Annotated in this window: 14 protein-coding genes and 1 pseudogene; 6 read left to right on the top strand and 9 right to left on the bottom strand. The window is 61.6% G+C overall.

The genetic code is table 11. The annotated features are described in order from the left end of the window. Window positions 1-878: 878 nt before the first annotated feature. From M3I56_RS18935 to M3I56_RS18950, 4 genes are all read right to left on the bottom strand, one after another. Complete coding sequence (locus M3I56_RS18935) at window positions 879-1,097, bottom strand: hypothetical protein (RefSeq protein WP_254344091.1); 219 nt, start codon at window positions 1,095-1,097, stop codon at window positions 879-881. 109 nt (window positions 1,098-1,206) lie between these two features. Continuing rightward, window positions 1,207-2,136: a dihydrodipicolinate synthase family protein gene (locus M3I56_RS18940; protein WP_254355291.1), complete on the bottom strand. Its 930-nt coding sequence runs from the start codon at window positions 2,134-2,136 to the stop codon at window positions 1,207-1,209. Between the two features lie 8 nt (window positions 2,137-2,144). Continuing rightward, a complete protein-coding gene (locus tag M3I56_RS18945) occupies window positions 2,145-3,317 on the bottom strand; it encodes an L-rhamnonate dehydratase (RefSeq protein ID WP_254355292.1) in 1,173 nt (390 codons plus the stop codon). Window positions 3,318-3,509: 192 nt separating this feature from the next. After that, window positions 3,510-4,832, bottom strand: coding sequence for an MFS transporter (locus M3I56_RS18950; protein ID WP_254355293.1), 1,323 nt, complete (start codon window positions 4,830-4,832; stop codon window positions 3,510-3,512). Between the two features lie 282 nt (window positions 4,833-5,114). Between M3I56_RS18950 and M3I56_RS18955 the strand changes: the two genes are divergently transcribed. Then, window positions 5,115-6,014 carry a LysR family transcriptional regulator gene (locus M3I56_RS18955; protein ID WP_254355398.1) on the top strand — a complete coding sequence of 300 codons (900 nt, stop codon included), beginning with the start codon at window positions 5,115-5,117 and terminating at the stop codon, window positions 6,012-6,014. A gap of 39 nt (window positions 6,015-6,053) precedes the next feature. On the opposite strand, the gene M3I56_RS18960 is transcribed toward M3I56_RS18955, so the two are convergent. The 3 genes from M3I56_RS18960 to M3I56_RS18970 all read right to left on the bottom strand — a co-directional run bounded on the left by M3I56_RS18960 (window position 6,054) and on the right by M3I56_RS18970 (window position 7,946). Then, complete coding sequence (locus tag M3I56_RS18960; protein WP_254355294.1) at window positions 6,054-6,614, bottom strand: class I adenylate-forming enzyme family protein; 561 nt, start codon at window positions 6,612-6,614, stop codon at window positions 6,054-6,056. 25 nt (window positions 6,615-6,639) lie between these two features. Beyond that, window positions 6,640-6,861 carry a hypothetical protein gene (locus M3I56_RS18965; protein ID WP_254355295.1) on the bottom strand — a complete coding sequence of 74 codons (222 nt, stop codon included), beginning with the start codon at window positions 6,859-6,861 and terminating at the stop codon, window positions 6,640-6,642. Between the two features lie 167 nt (window positions 6,862-7,028). Next, entirely contained in the window at window positions 7,029-7,946 is a 918-nt protein-coding gene (locus M3I56_RS18970; protein WP_254355296.1) for a LysR family transcriptional regulator, read from the bottom strand. 114 nt (window positions 7,947-8,060) lie between these two features. On the opposite strand from M3I56_RS18970, the gene M3I56_RS18975 reads away from it, so the two are divergent. The 5 genes and pseudogenes from M3I56_RS18975 (at window position 8,061) to M3I56_RS18995 (ending at window position 12,671) form a co-directional block, all read left to right on the top strand. Continuing rightward, a complete protein-coding gene (locus M3I56_RS18975; protein ID WP_254355297.1) occupies window positions 8,061-9,080 on the top strand; it encodes a zinc-binding dehydrogenase in 1,020 nt (339 codons plus the stop codon). A 171-nt stretch (window positions 9,081-9,251) separates the two neighbouring features. Next, window positions 9,252-9,938 (top strand): TetR/AcrR family transcriptional regulator, encoded by a 687-nt coding sequence (locus M3I56_RS18980; protein WP_254355298.1) that lies wholly within the window; start codon window positions 9,252-9,254, stop codon window positions 9,936-9,938. 6 nt (window positions 9,939-9,944) lie between these two features. After that, window positions 9,945-10,928, top strand: coding sequence for an NAD(P)-dependent oxidoreductase (locus tag M3I56_RS18985; RefSeq protein WP_254355299.1), 984 nt, complete (start codon window positions 9,945-9,947; stop codon window positions 10,926-10,928). 389 nt (window positions 10,929-11,317) lie between these two features. Continuing rightward, window positions 11,318-11,665 (top strand): annotated as a pseudogene (locus tag M3I56_RS18990) (NAD(P)/FAD-dependent oxidoreductase); the annotation flags it as partial. 58 nt (window positions 11,666-11,723) lie between these two features. Further along, window positions 11,724-12,671: a pseudouridine-5'-phosphate glycosidase gene (locus M3I56_RS18995; protein ID WP_254355300.1), complete on the top strand. Its 948-nt coding sequence runs from the start codon at window positions 11,724-11,726 to the stop codon at window positions 12,669-12,671. 446 nt (window positions 12,672-13,117) lie between these two features. Here M3I56_RS18995 and M3I56_RS19000 read toward each other — a convergent pair whose 3' ends face one another. Both M3I56_RS19000 and M3I56_RS19005 read right to left on the bottom strand, forming a co-directional pair. Continuing rightward, window positions 13,118-13,396: a hypothetical protein gene (locus tag M3I56_RS19000; protein WP_254355301.1), complete on the bottom strand. Its 279-nt coding sequence runs from the start codon at window positions 13,394-13,396 to the stop codon at window positions 13,118-13,120. A gap of 91 nt (window positions 13,397-13,487) precedes the next feature. Further along, on the bottom strand, window positions 13,488-13,817 hold the full coding sequence (locus M3I56_RS19005) for a hypothetical protein (protein WP_254355302.1): 330 nt from the start codon (window positions 13,815-13,817) through the stop codon (window positions 13,488-13,490). Window positions 13,818-14,184 lie beyond the last annotated feature (367 nt).

Below are 14,184 nucleotides of genomic sequence, written 5' to 3' on the forward strand. Positions count from 1 at the left end.
ACAGCGTGCTGTGTTACTTCCAGGCTTCGCCACTTTAGTGCAGGCTCGCCGCGATACTCCGCCGAAACAGGTTCGTTAGCCTACGGACCGACAGTTCGCCTCCGGTTACTCCCCACCCCGTCTCACGACGACGCAGTTACCTTCAGCTACGGAGCTGTGGCCAACTCCGGCAGGGACTTGCACCCTGCAAATGGCACGCCATCACGGGCGTACACTAAACCGCTTACGCGGTAGGGGCTACGGTCCGCCTTGAGATCAGGCACAGCAAGGAAGCATGTCGACCGAGGGCGATCGTACGCGAAGATTGACCCGTGTTGGGGTATCCGCCCTGACATTGCCCAGAACGCTCCGTCGGGGCAAACGAAGACTATCGCTCGAAACGAGCGTTGAAGAACTCTTCGATGCTTTAGTTATCTTGCACCGTAGAAATGACGGTATCGGTTGCTCGTGGACCAGAATTCGTTTGCGAGCAACCAGATGATTCGTGATTGGCAAACGAAGCCTGTTCAAACAAACTTGTTCTCGCGAATCTTCGCAAATAAAGCTGTCCTGGAAAATCGACCTGGCCGTCCGACTCCTTACACCATGAGGGTTTGCAGGCAACGCGCGTCCCACGCCAAGCGCGCTTTCGCCGCACTGTAAAAATTACCAGCACCCGTCCAGGTGACCTTCCAAACGCTGGACGCAAACGCCCCCTAAGAATCAGTCACTTAGCCATATTCGCTGCAAGTTTCGCAGGCGAATGTCGGCCCGCATCTGGATTGCGTTGCGCGAGCGCCGGCGCTTTGCATTGAAAGTGTTGCGCGCCAGTGGTTTCTCCCTGTACCTTGAGATCGCCTAAGCCGGTCACAAGGAACTAGCCCATGTTTAAGTCGAAACTACGCCGAGCGCTCGTTAAGGAGCGTCGAACCACGATGGATAGCCAGCGCTTCGATCGTGAAGCTTCCGCGCAGCGTCAGGCGGCTGGCCAGCCGCCGGAAGTCGAACCGAAATCGGATATACCACGCTTTGGTGAGCGCCCATCGCGCCACTGAGCGCTGACGCATTCGCGCGCTCGGATCGAACTCGGGCAGACTCGAAGTGGCGGGCGGCGACATCGGCTATTCGCCGATGACATTCGAAAGGTCGCTCGGGTTGACGTTGCGGGCTGCCGCCTCGCTGGCAAGCCATTCTCCATTAATCAGATTCCTGAACTGGCTCACGGCTTCATTTCCCCCAACGCAGCACGAGCGGATCGAGGCGCCGCGCCGTGTCGATGAGGCCGCGACGAACCTCGGGATGCAGCGCAGGCCACGGATGCCGCGGCGCCTCACACGCGATCACACCGCCCTCTTTCATCAGCGCCTTCGCCGTAAGGAAGCCGGCCTGCCGGTTCTCGTAGTTGATGAGCGGCAGCCAGCGCTGGTACTGCGCGAACGCGGCGTCTTGATCGCCTTTGCGATATGCCTCGATAACCGGGCGAATGCCGTCGGCGAAACCGCCACCCGTCATCGAGCCGGTGGCGCCCGCGTCAAGGTCCGGCAGCAGCGTGATACCTTCTTCACCGTCCCACGGCCCTTCGATCGCTTCGCCGCCAAGACGGATCAATTCCCGCAACCTCGACGCGGCACCGGCGGTTTCCATCTTGAAGTACGCGACGTGCTCGATCTCCTTCGCCATGCGTGCAAGGAACGGCGTGGAAAGCGGTGTGCCGGCCGCCGGGGCGTCCTGAATCATGATGGGAATGCCAACCGAGTCGGAAATCCGTTCGAAGAATGCTTGAATCTGCGCTTCGGGAAAGCGGAACGTCGCGCCGTGGTACGGCGGCATCACCATGAGCAACGACGCGCCCATTGCCTGCGCGCGGCGACTGCGTTCGATACACACCATCGTGCTTGTGTGCGTGGTGGTGACAATTACCGGCACCCGGCCGGTGACGTGCTCGAGCACCGTACGCGTGAGCACCTCGCGCTCTTCGTCCGAGATCAGAAACTGCTCGGAGAAGTTCGCGAGAATGCACAGCCCGTCCACACCCGAGTCGATCATGAAGTCGACGCAACGCTTCTGGCTTGCGAGATCGAGCGTGCCGTCCTCGTGGAACGTGGTCGGGACGACCGGGAAAATGCCGCGATAGCGGGGGTTCGAAAAGCCTGGCATACGCACCCTTACTCGATGATCTCGAACTGGTCGAGGAATTCAGTCTTCAGCGTGAGGCCGAGGCCCGGCACGTCGTCGCGCAGTTGCAGGAAGCCGTTGTCGGCAACGGGCTCGCCGTCGAAGATGTAATAGAACAGTTCGTTGCCAACCTCGACGTCGAACATCGGGAAGTATTCGCTCATCGGCGAAGCGACCGAGCTCATCGTTAGGTGGTAGTTGTGCATCTGGCCCGCGTGCGGCACCACGGGAACCGAATACGACTCGCACAGCGCATTGATCTTGTGCGCAGCAGTGATGCCGCCCACGCGATTCGTGTCGTACTGGACGACACTCACTGCACGCTGTTCGAGCAGTTGCTTGAAGCCGTAGAGCGTAAATTCGTGCTCGCCGCCCGAAATGGGAATGCTCGACGCCGCATTCAGTTCTGCATAGCCGTTGATATCGTCGGCGATGACCGGCTCTTCGAGCCAGCGCGGTTCGAACTTCTCGAGCTTCGGCAACATGCGCTTCGCGTACTCGAGATTCCAGCCCATGTAGCATTCGAGCATCAGGTCGTTGTCGTAGCCGATCACCTCGCGGATCGCCTCGACCGACTTGAGGTTTTCCTTCACACCGTGTTGCAGGTGAGCCGGCCCGTAGCCGAAGCGTATCTTGAAGGCGGCAAAGCCCTGATCGAGATACTTCTGCGCCTCGTTCTGCATTTCCTTGAGGTCGGTGCGATAGAGCTTGCTGTAGTAGCAGGGAATCTTTTCCTTGGTGCGTCCGCCCAGCAGCTTGAAGACAGGCTTACCCACCGACTTGCCGAGAATGTCCCAGATGGCGAGATCGACCGCCGAGATGGCGGCCATGCCCACGCCCTTGCGGCCCCATGCGTGGGTGCTGCGATACATGCGCTGCCACAGGTACTCGTAGTCCCACGGATCCTGGCCGATCACGAGCGGCGCAAGGTACTGATCGATGATCGCCTTGGCGATGGCCGGGGCGAGCGCCACGTTGCCGAGACCGACGATGCCGTCATCGGTTTCGATTTCGACCACGGTCCACGAATGAAAGCGGAACGTGCTCATGGTCTCCTGCGGCGCATATAGCAGGTCCATGGCGTTGGAGCAAAAGTTGCCTCGCGGCGGCACGGTCTTGCCCTTCCATTGAAAGAGGCGGGCACGTACTGATTTGATCTTCATAAGCGTTCTCAGGAGTACTTAGGTTGAGAAATGGGATCGTCGTCGTCATTGACAGCTACGGCGACTGTTACGTGATGCGCCGCCGGTGCCTGGCGGCTAGTTGCGCCGCGCCGCATCCATGCGGCATGCAATCTGCAGGGCCTGCCAGGTGGCCTCGTCGTCGGCGCGCACCTGCCAGGGCGCGCCCTTCTTTCAGGTGGTCGCCGATCGCACCTGCGGCTGCGCCGTGTGCGACGCGCGACGCATCAACATCAGCATCACGGCGCCCGCGAAGGCGACGCACGCGAGGCTCAACATGCCAGCGCGCGGGTCGGCGAACGCCTGCTCGGTCCAGGTCTTGAGGTTCGGTGCGACGAAGCCGCCGACATTGCCGAGGGAGTTGATGAGCGCGATGCCGCCCGCCGCGGCCACGCCGCCCAGGTAGTTGGTAGGCAAAGTCCAGTACAGCGGCTGCACGGAAACGAAACCGCTCGCTGCGAAACAGAAGGCGACGATGACGGGCACGAGGCTCGACGAGAGCGCCGAAGCCGCAATACCGCAACCGGCGCAGACCAGCATGAGCGCGGCCAGCCCGCGGTGCGTGCCAGTGCGGTCGGCAAGACGCGTGACCCACCAGGTCACGCCGAGTGCGCAAAGCCAGGGAATGGTGGTGAGCAGCCCCACGGCGAGGTCAACCTTGCCGCCAGAGAGTTCGGCAATACGCGTGGGCAGATAGAACACGACGCCGTATACGCTCATCTGCACGGTGAAATATACGAGGCAAAACGCGGCGAGCCGAGGGCTGCGGAACATGTCGCGCAGCGTCGCCGGGCCGTGGCTTAGCTTGGCCGCGTCCTCCTGCGACAACGCGTCGGTTAGTGCGCGGCGCTCGTCGTCCGCAAGCCAGTCTGCCTTGTCGGGACCGTCGTTCAGATAGAAGAACGCGATCACGCCCACGATCGAAGCCAGCAACCCTTCCACCACGAACATCCACTGCCACGGCTTCAGACCGAACGGCGCCTGCAACTGAAGCAAAAAGCCGGACAGCGGGCCTCCCAGCACCAGCGCAAGCGGCAAGCCGAAGTAGAAGACCCCCATGGCCTGCGACCGAACGTGCTTCGGAAACCAGTAAGTGAGGTAAAGGATCACGCCGGGGAAGAAGCCGGCCTCGGCGGCGCCGAGCAGCACGCGCAGCGCGTAGAAGGTGGTAGCGTCGTGCGCGAAGGCCATGCCCGCCGAAACGATGCCCCACGTCACCATGATGCGGGACATCCACAGTCGCGCGCCGAAGCGGTGCAGCGCCAGATTGCTCGGCACCTCGAAGATCGCGTAGCTGATGAAAAAGATGCCGGCTCCAAACGCGAATGCGGCGTTTGACAACCCCGTATCGGTCTGCAGTGTCGCCTTGGCGAAGCCCACGTTGGCGCGATCAATAAAGGCAATCACGTACATCAGCACGAGGAACGGCAGCAAGCGCAAAAGGCACTTGCGGATGGCGGCATTGCACGCAGGGCTGGCGACGGGGCTCAAAAGCATGTGGACTGTCTCCGGATACGCGTCGCGGCGCGGGCTCGTGCCCGGTGGCGACGTCTACGTTTTGGCTCGAAACTGGCGCAGGGGCCTGATTGGGGGAAAATATATGAGGGGGAGGCGATAAAATCCATTGACGTTTTTCTATGTCGTGATAACAATTATTGATATACCCTGCCGCGGGACGCCATCCGGCTGTCCGGCTGTGTCTCCTTCCTCTGCGTCAGCCCCGTGCGCCTCAGCCCTTCCACGATTCCGCCAGTCACGAGCCTCCAGAGCCGCCTGAAGATGCAGCACCTGCGTCTGCTGCTCGCGATCGAGGAGCGTGGTTCGTTGCGTCAGGCGGCGGACGCGCTCTCGCTCACGCAGCCGGCAGTGACAAAAATGCTGCAGGACATGGAAGCGCTGCTGGGCGTCACGCTGTTCGACCGGCATCTACGCGGCCTGCGGCCCACGCGCTTCGGCACGGCCGTCACGCGCTACGCCACGTTGGTTTTCTCGGACATGGCGAATCTTCGCGACGAGCTGGCGTCGCTCGAAACGGGCAAGGTAGGCAAGGTGCGCGTGGGCGCGGTCATGGCGCCCACGCCGGTGCTGATGGCGGAGGTGATCCGGCGGCTCAAGCGCGATCATCCGCGGCTGAACATGACGGTCCAGGTCGACACCAGCGACGTGCTCGTGCCGCTACTCGAGCGGGATCAACTGGATCTGGTGCTGGGTCGCGTGCCCGAGGGTTGGGATTCCAGCCATCTGGCTTTCGAGCAACTGGGCGACGAGCGGCTTGCCGTGGTCGTGGGATGCGATCACCCGCTGATCGACCAGAGCGCCCCGAGCTTTGCCGAACTGGCGACTTATCCCTGGATTCTGCAGCCCCGGCCGAGCCCGATGCGGGCGTTGATCGACCGCTCCTTCGCGGACGCAGGCGTTACGCCGCCGCAGAGCACGATCGAGACGGCGGCAATTTTGATGACGACGTCACTGCTGCCCGGGAGCGACCTGATCGCCGTCGTGCCGATGGCAGTGGCGGATTTTCATGCCCGCATGGGCTTGCTGCATATCCTTCCAGTGCCGCTACCGCGCAAGCTCGGCCCCTACGGCATCGTCACTCGCGTGGGAAGGCCGCCGAGCGCGTCGACGTCGTTGCTAATCGATGTATTGCGCGCCGTGGTGGCAGAGGGTCTGCAGTAGCAGTCGATAGTAACCCGACTGACATGGCAAAAACGAGCTTTACGTAGCGTGCCGACTGTCCAGATGCTCGCCGATTGATTTCAGCCTGCCCCGGTCCACTTTGCCTAACGAATTGCGCGGCAACTTGTCATCGCTCGCAACCCGGGTGGACAGGTCGAGCAATACTTCCTCGACCTGCGTCGCGGCTTCGGTCAGTTCAACAAAACCGATTACGCGCTGACCGAGGACGGCATCCGGCACACCGACTATCGCTGCCTCGCGCACGCCGCGATGGACAAGCAGCGCGTCCTCAACTTCGACTGGCGAGATATTCGACCCGCCACGGACGATCAGGTTTTTCTTTCTGGCGACGTACCAGAAATCGCCGGCCTCGTCCTGTCTCAGCACATCGCCCGTGGCCCACCAGCCATCCTTGCGTGCGTCGTCGATGTGTCCGGGCCCATGCCAGTAGCCGACGAACATGTTCGGACCGCGCAGCAACAGCTCGCCCGCTTCGCCGCGTTTGACGGTGTTGCCTTCTGGGTCGACGAGGCGGACCCGGTTCATGTCGACCGCACGGCACCGTATTATGTTGAAGCTAGTCGAGTCTTTTTCTGGCATTCCATAAATGCTTCAGCGTTTCACGCTATGACGCGTCAAAATTAGGGAAATCATTTGGATTCCTGATCGCATCGGGTCGACTCAAGGTAAAAATTAAACCAGCCATTAACGCCAGCCACTGCCCTGCAGGATCGGAGATCGTCAGCTGGCGTGGATCCAAACGCAAGCTGGAAACTTCCGTCTGCTGATGAATGACGGATGTAGAGTATTGGCTGCCTGCGGGAATGATAATCAGCAGGTCTTTCATAAGGCTCATTCACGAAGAAAATCGATCGCTGGATAGAAGTGACCGAACTACACGTTGAGCTCGACGAATGGCTTACATGGCTGGGTCGGAGCTTCGACCGTCGAGCGGCGAATGAACGGTTGCGGATGTTTGCGTTCGCGACATGTATTGCCCCGGGCGCTATTCCGCTACGGTTTGAAGTGGTCCATTCGCTTGCTCTCGAAGGCGCTAACGACGAAATCGACAAAAACACGTGTCTTGGCCGAAATGAGCGTTCGCGATGCGTAGTAGAGCGAAATTGTGCCGGCGTCCGCGTACCAGTCCGGCAGCAGCCGAATCAGATCTCCGCGCTCCAGGTCGGGCAGCACATCGACCAACGCGATCAACGACATGCCCAGGCCAAGACGCGCGGCCTCGCGCATCGCCGCGGGATCATTCACGACGATGGTTTCCGTGAACGTTCCCGGCACCTCAATACCGTTGCCATTCCGGAACATCCAGCGGCGAATTCGCCCCGTTTGCGGCGAGCGCATGGCGATGCCGTTGTATGCAGCGAGTCCCGAAGGATCGGCCGGCAGCGACCGACCGGACATATAGGCCGGCGAGGCCACGGCGACGATATGCACCGGGGCCAGCGCGCGTGATACGAGACCGGGGGCGAGATTGAAGGCACCGCCGATGGCGGCGTCGTAGTTCTCGGCGATCAGGTCCACGGGCCGGTTCTCGAAGTGCCATTCCGGCTTGATTCGCGGGTACCTTGCAAGGAAAGGCGGCAGCAAAGGCAGGATATGCGTGACGCCAAACGTTGGACTCAAGCTGACTTTCAAGACGCCTGACGGCTCGCTGTTGTGGGCTGCGGCCTCGGCAATGGCGGCCTGGAGCGCATCGAGATTACCGTCGATCGAAACCAGGAACCGCTCGCCGGCTTCCGTGAGCGTGAGTTTGCGGGTCGAGCGTTGAAACAACCGTACGCCCAGGTTGCGTTCGAGCATCGCCACGTTTCGGCTGACCGCCGCAGCGGTCAGCCCCAGCCTGCGCCCCGCCTCTGAAAAGCTGCCGCCTTCCGCCGCCCGTACGAAGGATTCGAGGTTTGCCAACGTTTCCATATGGGTCGACGATCTTCAACGATTGCTTGAAGCGGAAACAAAAGAATACCCACTAATCGCGGCGCAACAAAGGGCCTATCTTCGCTCCACACCCTCTCAACCTGGAGTGAAAGCATGAAAGGCATCGTTCTCACCGCGTTCGGCGACCCAGCGAAAGTCCTCGAACTGAGGACCCTTCCCGATCCGACGCCGCCGGGACCCGGTGAGGTCGTGGTCCGCGTGACCAGACGCAGCATCCATCCCGGCAACCTGGCGATGGTCCGCGGGCGCTTCAACATCCCGCTTCCGGCAGACGGCTTCGTGGTGCCGGGAGGCGATGGCGTAGGCGTCGTCGAAGCCGTGGGCGAAGCTGTGGGCCCCGCACAGAGCGTGAAGCCGGGTGCACGAGTGATCTTCTATCCCAGCCCGGGCGCCTGGGCAGAGCGTCTCAAGACGCGCGTCGAACTGGTGACGCCCATCCCGGACGACCTGTCGGACGCCATCGCTGCCCAGTTGCTCCCGAACACGGTGATCGCCCTCATGCTGCTACGTGCCGCAAAACAGGCAGTGCCGGACGCAGGGTGCGAGACGCCGATCTTGCTGACCGCTGCCGGGTCCTCCGTGGCGCGCATCCTCGCGGTTGCCGCCCGCCGGCGTGGCTTGAAGGTCGTAAGCGCGGTACGCAGCAGAAACGGCGCGAACGCCCTGTCCGAGCGGTTTCCGGATTTGACCGTGGTTTCGACGGCCGATACGGACTGGGCCGACCAGGTCCGCCGGGCCGCAGGTGGGCGGCCGCTTCAGGTCGTCATGGATCCGATAGGAGGCGCGATGGTGAGCGATCTTGTCCGGCTGCTCGGCGACGGCGGGGCCCTGCTGTTTTACGGCGGACTCGTGCCGGAGCCCATTGCACTCCCGTCCGTCCAGCTGGCGCATCACGAGATCATGTTCAAGGGCGTTTCGAGCTCGCGATGGCTGCAGACCACGTCGGCCGAGCAGCGCCGCGAGGACGTGGCGGAGGCGATCGAGATCGGCCGCGCGGCGCCCGAACAATTCGAGCTGGAGGCCGACTACGATCTGTCCCGGTTCATCGAGGCGATCGCGCACATCGAGCGGGCGGATCGCAGTGGAGCGGTCCTGATCAGCTCGGATTCGTGAGGTGGAATTGCTGGAATCGACGGACTGAGCACAAGCATCCCTGAGCACGACCACCGCACCCAAGGCGATCGCCGCGTTACCGGCCTGAACTCCGGCCACACACAAATGGCTTTGTGCGCAAGACATCTTCGAAGCCAGCAAGTGCGGCAGCAGCGTTCCCTGAGTCGATGGATGACAGCTCGAGCTGCTTCTGGGGTTGTCCGCTCCCCCCTGCAAAGAACACCCACACGCCGGGCTATATCGCCGCTATACAATCATCTATATCGGTGTTATATTGGTGGTATGGATACACGGACCACCCTGCTTGCTGCGGCGCTGAAAGTTCTCGAAGAAGAAGGCGAGGCGCAGTTTTCGACGCGCGCGGTCTGCTCCCTGGCGGGAGTCACCGCGCCGACGCTATATCACCACTACGGCAGCGCCGACGGTCTGCTAAGCGCCGCGATGGCGGAGGCGTTCGCGCAGTTTCTGGAAAGCAAAAATGCAGCCGCGCAATCGCCCGATCCCGTGACCGTCCTGCGCGATGGCTGGGACGATTACGTGCGCTTCGCAGCCGCACGGCCCAGACTCTACGCGGCGATGTTGGGACGTGTTCTGCAGGGGGCGCAGATACCGGCTGCCCAGCAAGCTTTCGCACTCCTCATCGAGCGCGTTTCTGCCATCGCCGCCGAGGGGCGGCTCGCGCTCGCGGTGGAAGTCGCGGCGGACGTGATGTGGGCGTCGGCTAACGCAGCTTCTCTGCTCTATGTCACGGCGCAACTGCGCCATGCGGCGGCACCCACGTCCGCCGTTCTCGAGGACATCCGCGAGAACGCCATGCGCGCCATTCTGACAACAGACACAACGGATACGAAAGGCTGAACGACCATGAAAATCCTTGTCACTGGAGGCTCCGGCCTGCTCGGCAGCCGCTTGCTCCCCGCACTCGCAGCGGCAGGCCATCAGGTCTTTGCGCTTGCGCGCTCGGCGTCGTCCCGTGAAAGGGTGCAGGAACTGGGCGCTCAGCCTGTCGATGGCGATCTGGAAAACCGCGCGCCTCTGGTACTGCCCGCGCTTGATGCCGTAGTTCACGCGGCGGCCATGTTTCGCTTCTCCGGACCGCGCGCGCCGTTCTTTCACGCAAATGTGGATGGCACCGCGAGACTGCTGGCAGCGGCAGAGCAAGCTGGCGTGGCGAGTTTCGTTCATATCAGCGCGGCAGGCGTCATCATGGACGAATCCGGTTCGCCCATCCGTCATGCAGACGAGAGCGCGCCTACTTTTACGCAGCACTTTTCGGCCTATCTGGCGAGCAAGGCGCAGGCCGAGCAGATCGTGCTGGCTGCCAACAAGCCGGGTTTTCGCACCATCGCATTGCGCCCGCCGGCACTCTGGGGGCCGGGTGATCCGTTCAGCCGCGAACTCCCCCGTGCTATCAAGTCAGGCCAGTTCGCTTTCATCGACGGTGGTGACTATGCGTTCTCCACTTGCCACGTGGATAACGTCGTCGAAGCCGTCCAGTGCGCGCTGACACGCGGCGAAGGTGGTCGCGCCTTTTTCATCACGGATCAGCAGACGCAAACGTTCCGCGAGTTCATCGCTTTAATTGCAGGCGTGCAGGGTCTTTCCGTCAGGCAACTGCGTTCGATGCCCTACTGGCTGGCCTCAGCCTCAGGGCGGTTGATGGATGCCGTCTGGGCCATTCGGCGGAAAAACAGCGACCCGCCCCTGTCGCGTTCAATGGTGCGCATGATCGGGCAGGAATTCAGTGTGAGCGATGCTGCGGCACGTCGCGAACTGGGCTATGTCGGAATGACCTCGCGTGACGATGGCTTGCGCAGCTATGAGGTCGCGCATTCTCCTGGAGCGTGATCCTCGGCAACATGCTCGCTGGAAATCCCACACCGTCTCTGTTATCCGACTCGTCCCTTGATTTGCATTTACAGGTCGTTCGCGGCAGTTCCTGTGATGGTGTAACGGCAGGCATACGGGGCGGCTACGGAAGTCCGGCATTGGCGCGGGATCGCCCGGTTGAAGGCGCAACAGTCGTTGCGGCCCTTCGACCAGGAACGGTCCTTCGACTTTACGCGGATAGTCACTCGAACGTCGCTTCCTCATCCCGTAGCGGACTTTTAGGTGATCCGTTAGTTGTGCTAGTTGATTCCATTCGTCGAGCTCAACGTGTAGTTCGGTCACTTCTATCCAGCGATCGATTCTCTTCGGGAATGAGCCTTATGAAAGACCTGCTGACTATCATTCCCGCAGTTGATCCGAGCCGCGCCCCAGACGGCGCGGCGATCCTGTGGCTGCAGATGCAGGACATGCCGTCACGCCTCTCGGGGGACGCCGCGGGCGAGATTGAGGTCCCGCAGGACGGCCGCTGGACCGAGGCCGTGCGTGAGCAGGTGGCCGACCGCATCCAGCGGCGCCTCGAAACGGTGATGCCAGGGCTCGCCACCAGGATCGTGGGCCGGCGCGCCTACTCACCCGCGGACCTCGAACGCCTGAACTGCAATCTCGTGGGCGGCGACCCCTATTCGGGGGTATGCTCGCCAGACCAGTTCTTCTGGCTGCGCCCGTTCGCGGGCGTCTCAGGTAAGCGCGGGTATACCGCGCGGCGGCTCGGGTTGGATGGTCGCAAACCAGCTCAGTTGACGAGGCATCGACATGGTTACGGACCTTGCACGCTCGTGGTTGACCTGCAGCGCTCCTGTGACTGCCGCACAGGCCGCCGGCCGGCCGCTCGTGGCGCTGGAATCGAGCATCATTGCCCACGGCATGCCCTACCCGGAGAACGTTCGCACTGCTCATGAAGTGGAGTCCTTGATCCGAGACGCGGGCGCTGAGCCCGCGACTATCGCACTGATCGGTGGGCGAATCCACATCGGCCTAACGGACGACGAACTGGAACTGATCGGCCGCTCGGACCGGGTACATAAGGTCAGCCGCCGTGACCTGCCGGCCGTGCTGGCCGGAGGCGGGCCCGGCGCCACGACGGTGGCTGGCACGATGATATGTGCCGCGTTGGCCGGCATTGAGGTCTTCGTCACCGGAGGCATTGGCGGCGTACACCGGGGTGCGCCGGAGACCTTTGACATCTCGGCCGACCTGCAGGAACTGGCGAAGACCTCGGTGGCGGTAATCTGTGCCGGTGCGAAGTCCATCCTGGACATCGGGCTCACACTGGAATACCTGGAAACCCATGGCGTCCCGGTACTCAGTTGCGAACAGGACAATTTCGCGGCGTACTACACGCGTGACAGCGGCTTTCGCGCGGACTTCAGGCTGGACGACCCGGCGGAGCAGGCGCGGTTCATCCGCACCAAGTGGGACCTCGGCCTCGAGGGCGGTGTGGTGTTGAGCACTCCGGTGCCGGTAGCGGCAGCGATGACGTTCGAAGAGATTGACGCGCTGACTCAGCAGGCGCTCGACGAGGCCACTGCGAAAGGAATCACCGGTAAGGCCGTGACCCCCTTCCTGCTGGCGCGCATCACGGCGTTGACAGGTGGACGCAGCCTCGCGACAAACATCGCGATCGTGAAACACAATGCCGAGGTCGGGGTACGGCTGGCGCTGGCGTTGGCACGCGTAGAGCGCGGGACAAGCGCGGCGTAGCCACCGGAACGTCGGGTCGCGACCAGACTGCGCGGCAGCTTCCAACGACCGCCCCTGGCGTGCGCCGTGAAAAGGGAGTGCGCTCTCGCCGGCGCCATTGGCATCCGCAAACCTTGCCATCGCGCGCTGCAGGTGCTACATGGCATAGGCCCTTCGTTGCTGGGTTGTGTTCGCTCGCGCATCCATTGCCGTATTGCCCTCGACATCAACATATCGATGTGAAGACCGCGTCATTTCGTGAAAAGCTCTTGCGCTATCAGTAGGCGTAGGTTCAACTGCGCTCAAGCTACCGCGGCAATTCGGCACGGCGATAATGGTGAAACGCCAGGGCTAGTTAGCGAACGTTATAGTTTTGCCTACATTCTTACGGCGGTACAGTTGACTAACGATTCAAGCAGCAGTCCCACCTGACCGTCGAAGTTCGATACTGCTGTGCGCCTGTGAAGTCAGAAAAATTCAGACACGGAAGCCCCAGGGTGCCCCGGGGCGGGTAGCCGAACCGCCGCCTTCTTCCTCTCCGAAGCAGGCGGGCAAACGCTCCACGCACCATCGTCGTGCCGAAAGAAGAACAGTGCTCTGGCCCCGTCTGCGGTCGCGACGTACACATAGCGACTACCGCCCCATCGTGTACGACCGAACTCAATCACGTGAACCGGTAGTGCTGGTACTGGAGCTAGCCATTTTTCGACCTGACAGCGTAGAGACTTTTCATCCGAGCTTTTCATGTTCCCCTCCGGCAAGTCCGAGGGCCGATGACGCTGGAGAGAGCGTATCCACTCCCCCCAGTTCGAGCCTTGTCTAACGTCGGCGAAAGCGTTACTGGCCGATTTTCCGGCTTACGTGATTCTCCTGCTGGTTTAGCACGTAGTCCTCTCGCCGGGTGATATGGCCGCTGTTCTGGGTTGCCATGTCGCGCTCCTCCTGCCGAATCCGACGGTCATCGCTATGGAGTCTCGCCGCCTCGGCGTGCGACATTTCCCCTTCGCGCACCTCCTGGTGAATGCGTCGGTCCTGATTCGCCAGGCGATGATTCACCTCTGCGCGACGTGGATGCGTTGCATCCCAGCTGGTCTGCGCGGACGCGGTGCCTGCGAATGACAAAGCAAGTACAGAAACAGCCGCGATTTTGTAGGCAACGTTGTGCATGTTCGTCTCCGATTCCATTGAGGGGACGGCATCTCGCCGTTCACCTCCTCAACGTCACGGACGACCACCATGTTGACTGACGAGTTGTGAGTTCTGAAACCGATTATTTCGCGTGAGACCGGATGTCCGAACTGGTTCGTGGACCGGCCAGATGTTTCAAATTACACGTCTCGTTACACACAAACACATCAGTAATTTGCGCTCCAAATATATTGCCTTCACTACCGACAAGTGAGGAACGTATGAAGCGAATTTTTGCGCTGGTGTTGATGGCTGCTTGTCTCGCAACCGCGTTGAGCGGCTGCATCGTCGTGCCTGCAGGTGGCTACTACCACCGCTATTAACTTGTCCAACTTTCTGCAACGTG

The organism is Paraburkholderia sp. CNPSo 3281, assembly GCF_024206515.1.
In the GTDB taxonomy this organism is placed as follows: Bacteria; Pseudomonadota; Gammaproteobacteria; order Burkholderiales; family Burkholderiaceae; genus Paraburkholderia; species Paraburkholderia nodosa.

Coding starts and splice junctions, on each gene's coding strand:
- M3I56_RS18995 (WP_254355300.1), top strand. CDS start 11,724: ATGGTTACGGACCTTGCACGCTCGTGGTTGACCTGCAGCGCTCCTGTG.
- M3I56_RS18935 (WP_254344091.1), bottom strand. CDS start 1,097: ATGTCGCCGCCCGCCACTTCGAGTCTGCCCGAGTTCGATCCGAGCGCG.
- M3I56_RS18950 (WP_254355293.1), bottom strand. CDS start 4,832: ATGCTTTTGAGCCCCGTCGCCAGCCCTGCGTGCAATGCCGCCATCCGC.
- M3I56_RS18970 (WP_254355296.1), bottom strand. CDS start 7,946: ATGGAAACGTTGGCAAACCTCGAATCCTTCGTACGGGCGGCGGAAGGC.
- M3I56_RS18965 (WP_254355295.1), bottom strand. CDS start 6,861: ATGAAAGACCTGCTGATTATCATTCCCGCAGGCAGCCAATACTCTACA.
- M3I56_RS18960 (WP_254355294.1), bottom strand. CDS start 6,614: ATGCCAGAAAAAGACTCGACTAGCTTCAACATAATACGGTGCCGTGCG.
- M3I56_RS18945 (WP_254355292.1), bottom strand. CDS start 3,317: ATGAAGATCAAATCAGTACGTGCCCGCCTCTTTCAATGGAAGGGCAAG.
- M3I56_RS18980 (WP_254355298.1), top strand. CDS start 9,252: ATGACAGCTCGAGCTGCTTCTGGGGTTGTCCGCTCCCCCCTGCAAAGA.
- M3I56_RS19000 (WP_254355301.1), bottom strand. CDS start 13,396: ATGAAAAGCTCGGATGAAAAGTCTCTACGCTGTCAGGTCGAAAAATGG.
- M3I56_RS18955 (WP_254355398.1), top strand. CDS start 5,115: ATGCAGCACCTGCGTCTGCTGCTCGCGATCGAGGAGCGTGGTTCGTTG.
- M3I56_RS18940 (WP_254355291.1), bottom strand. CDS start 2,136: ATGCCAGGCTTTTCGAACCCCCGCTATCGCGGCATTTTCCCGGTCGTC.
- M3I56_RS18985 (WP_254355299.1), top strand. CDS start 9,945: ATGAAAATCCTTGTCACTGGAGGCTCCGGCCTGCTCGGCAGCCGCTTG.
- M3I56_RS18975 (WP_254355297.1), top strand. CDS start 8,061: ATGAAAGGCATCGTTCTCACCGCGTTCGGCGACCCAGCGAAAGTCCTC.
- M3I56_RS19005 (WP_254355302.1), bottom strand. CDS start 13,817: ATGCACAACGTTGCCTACAAAATCGCGGCTGTTTCTGTACTTGCTTTG.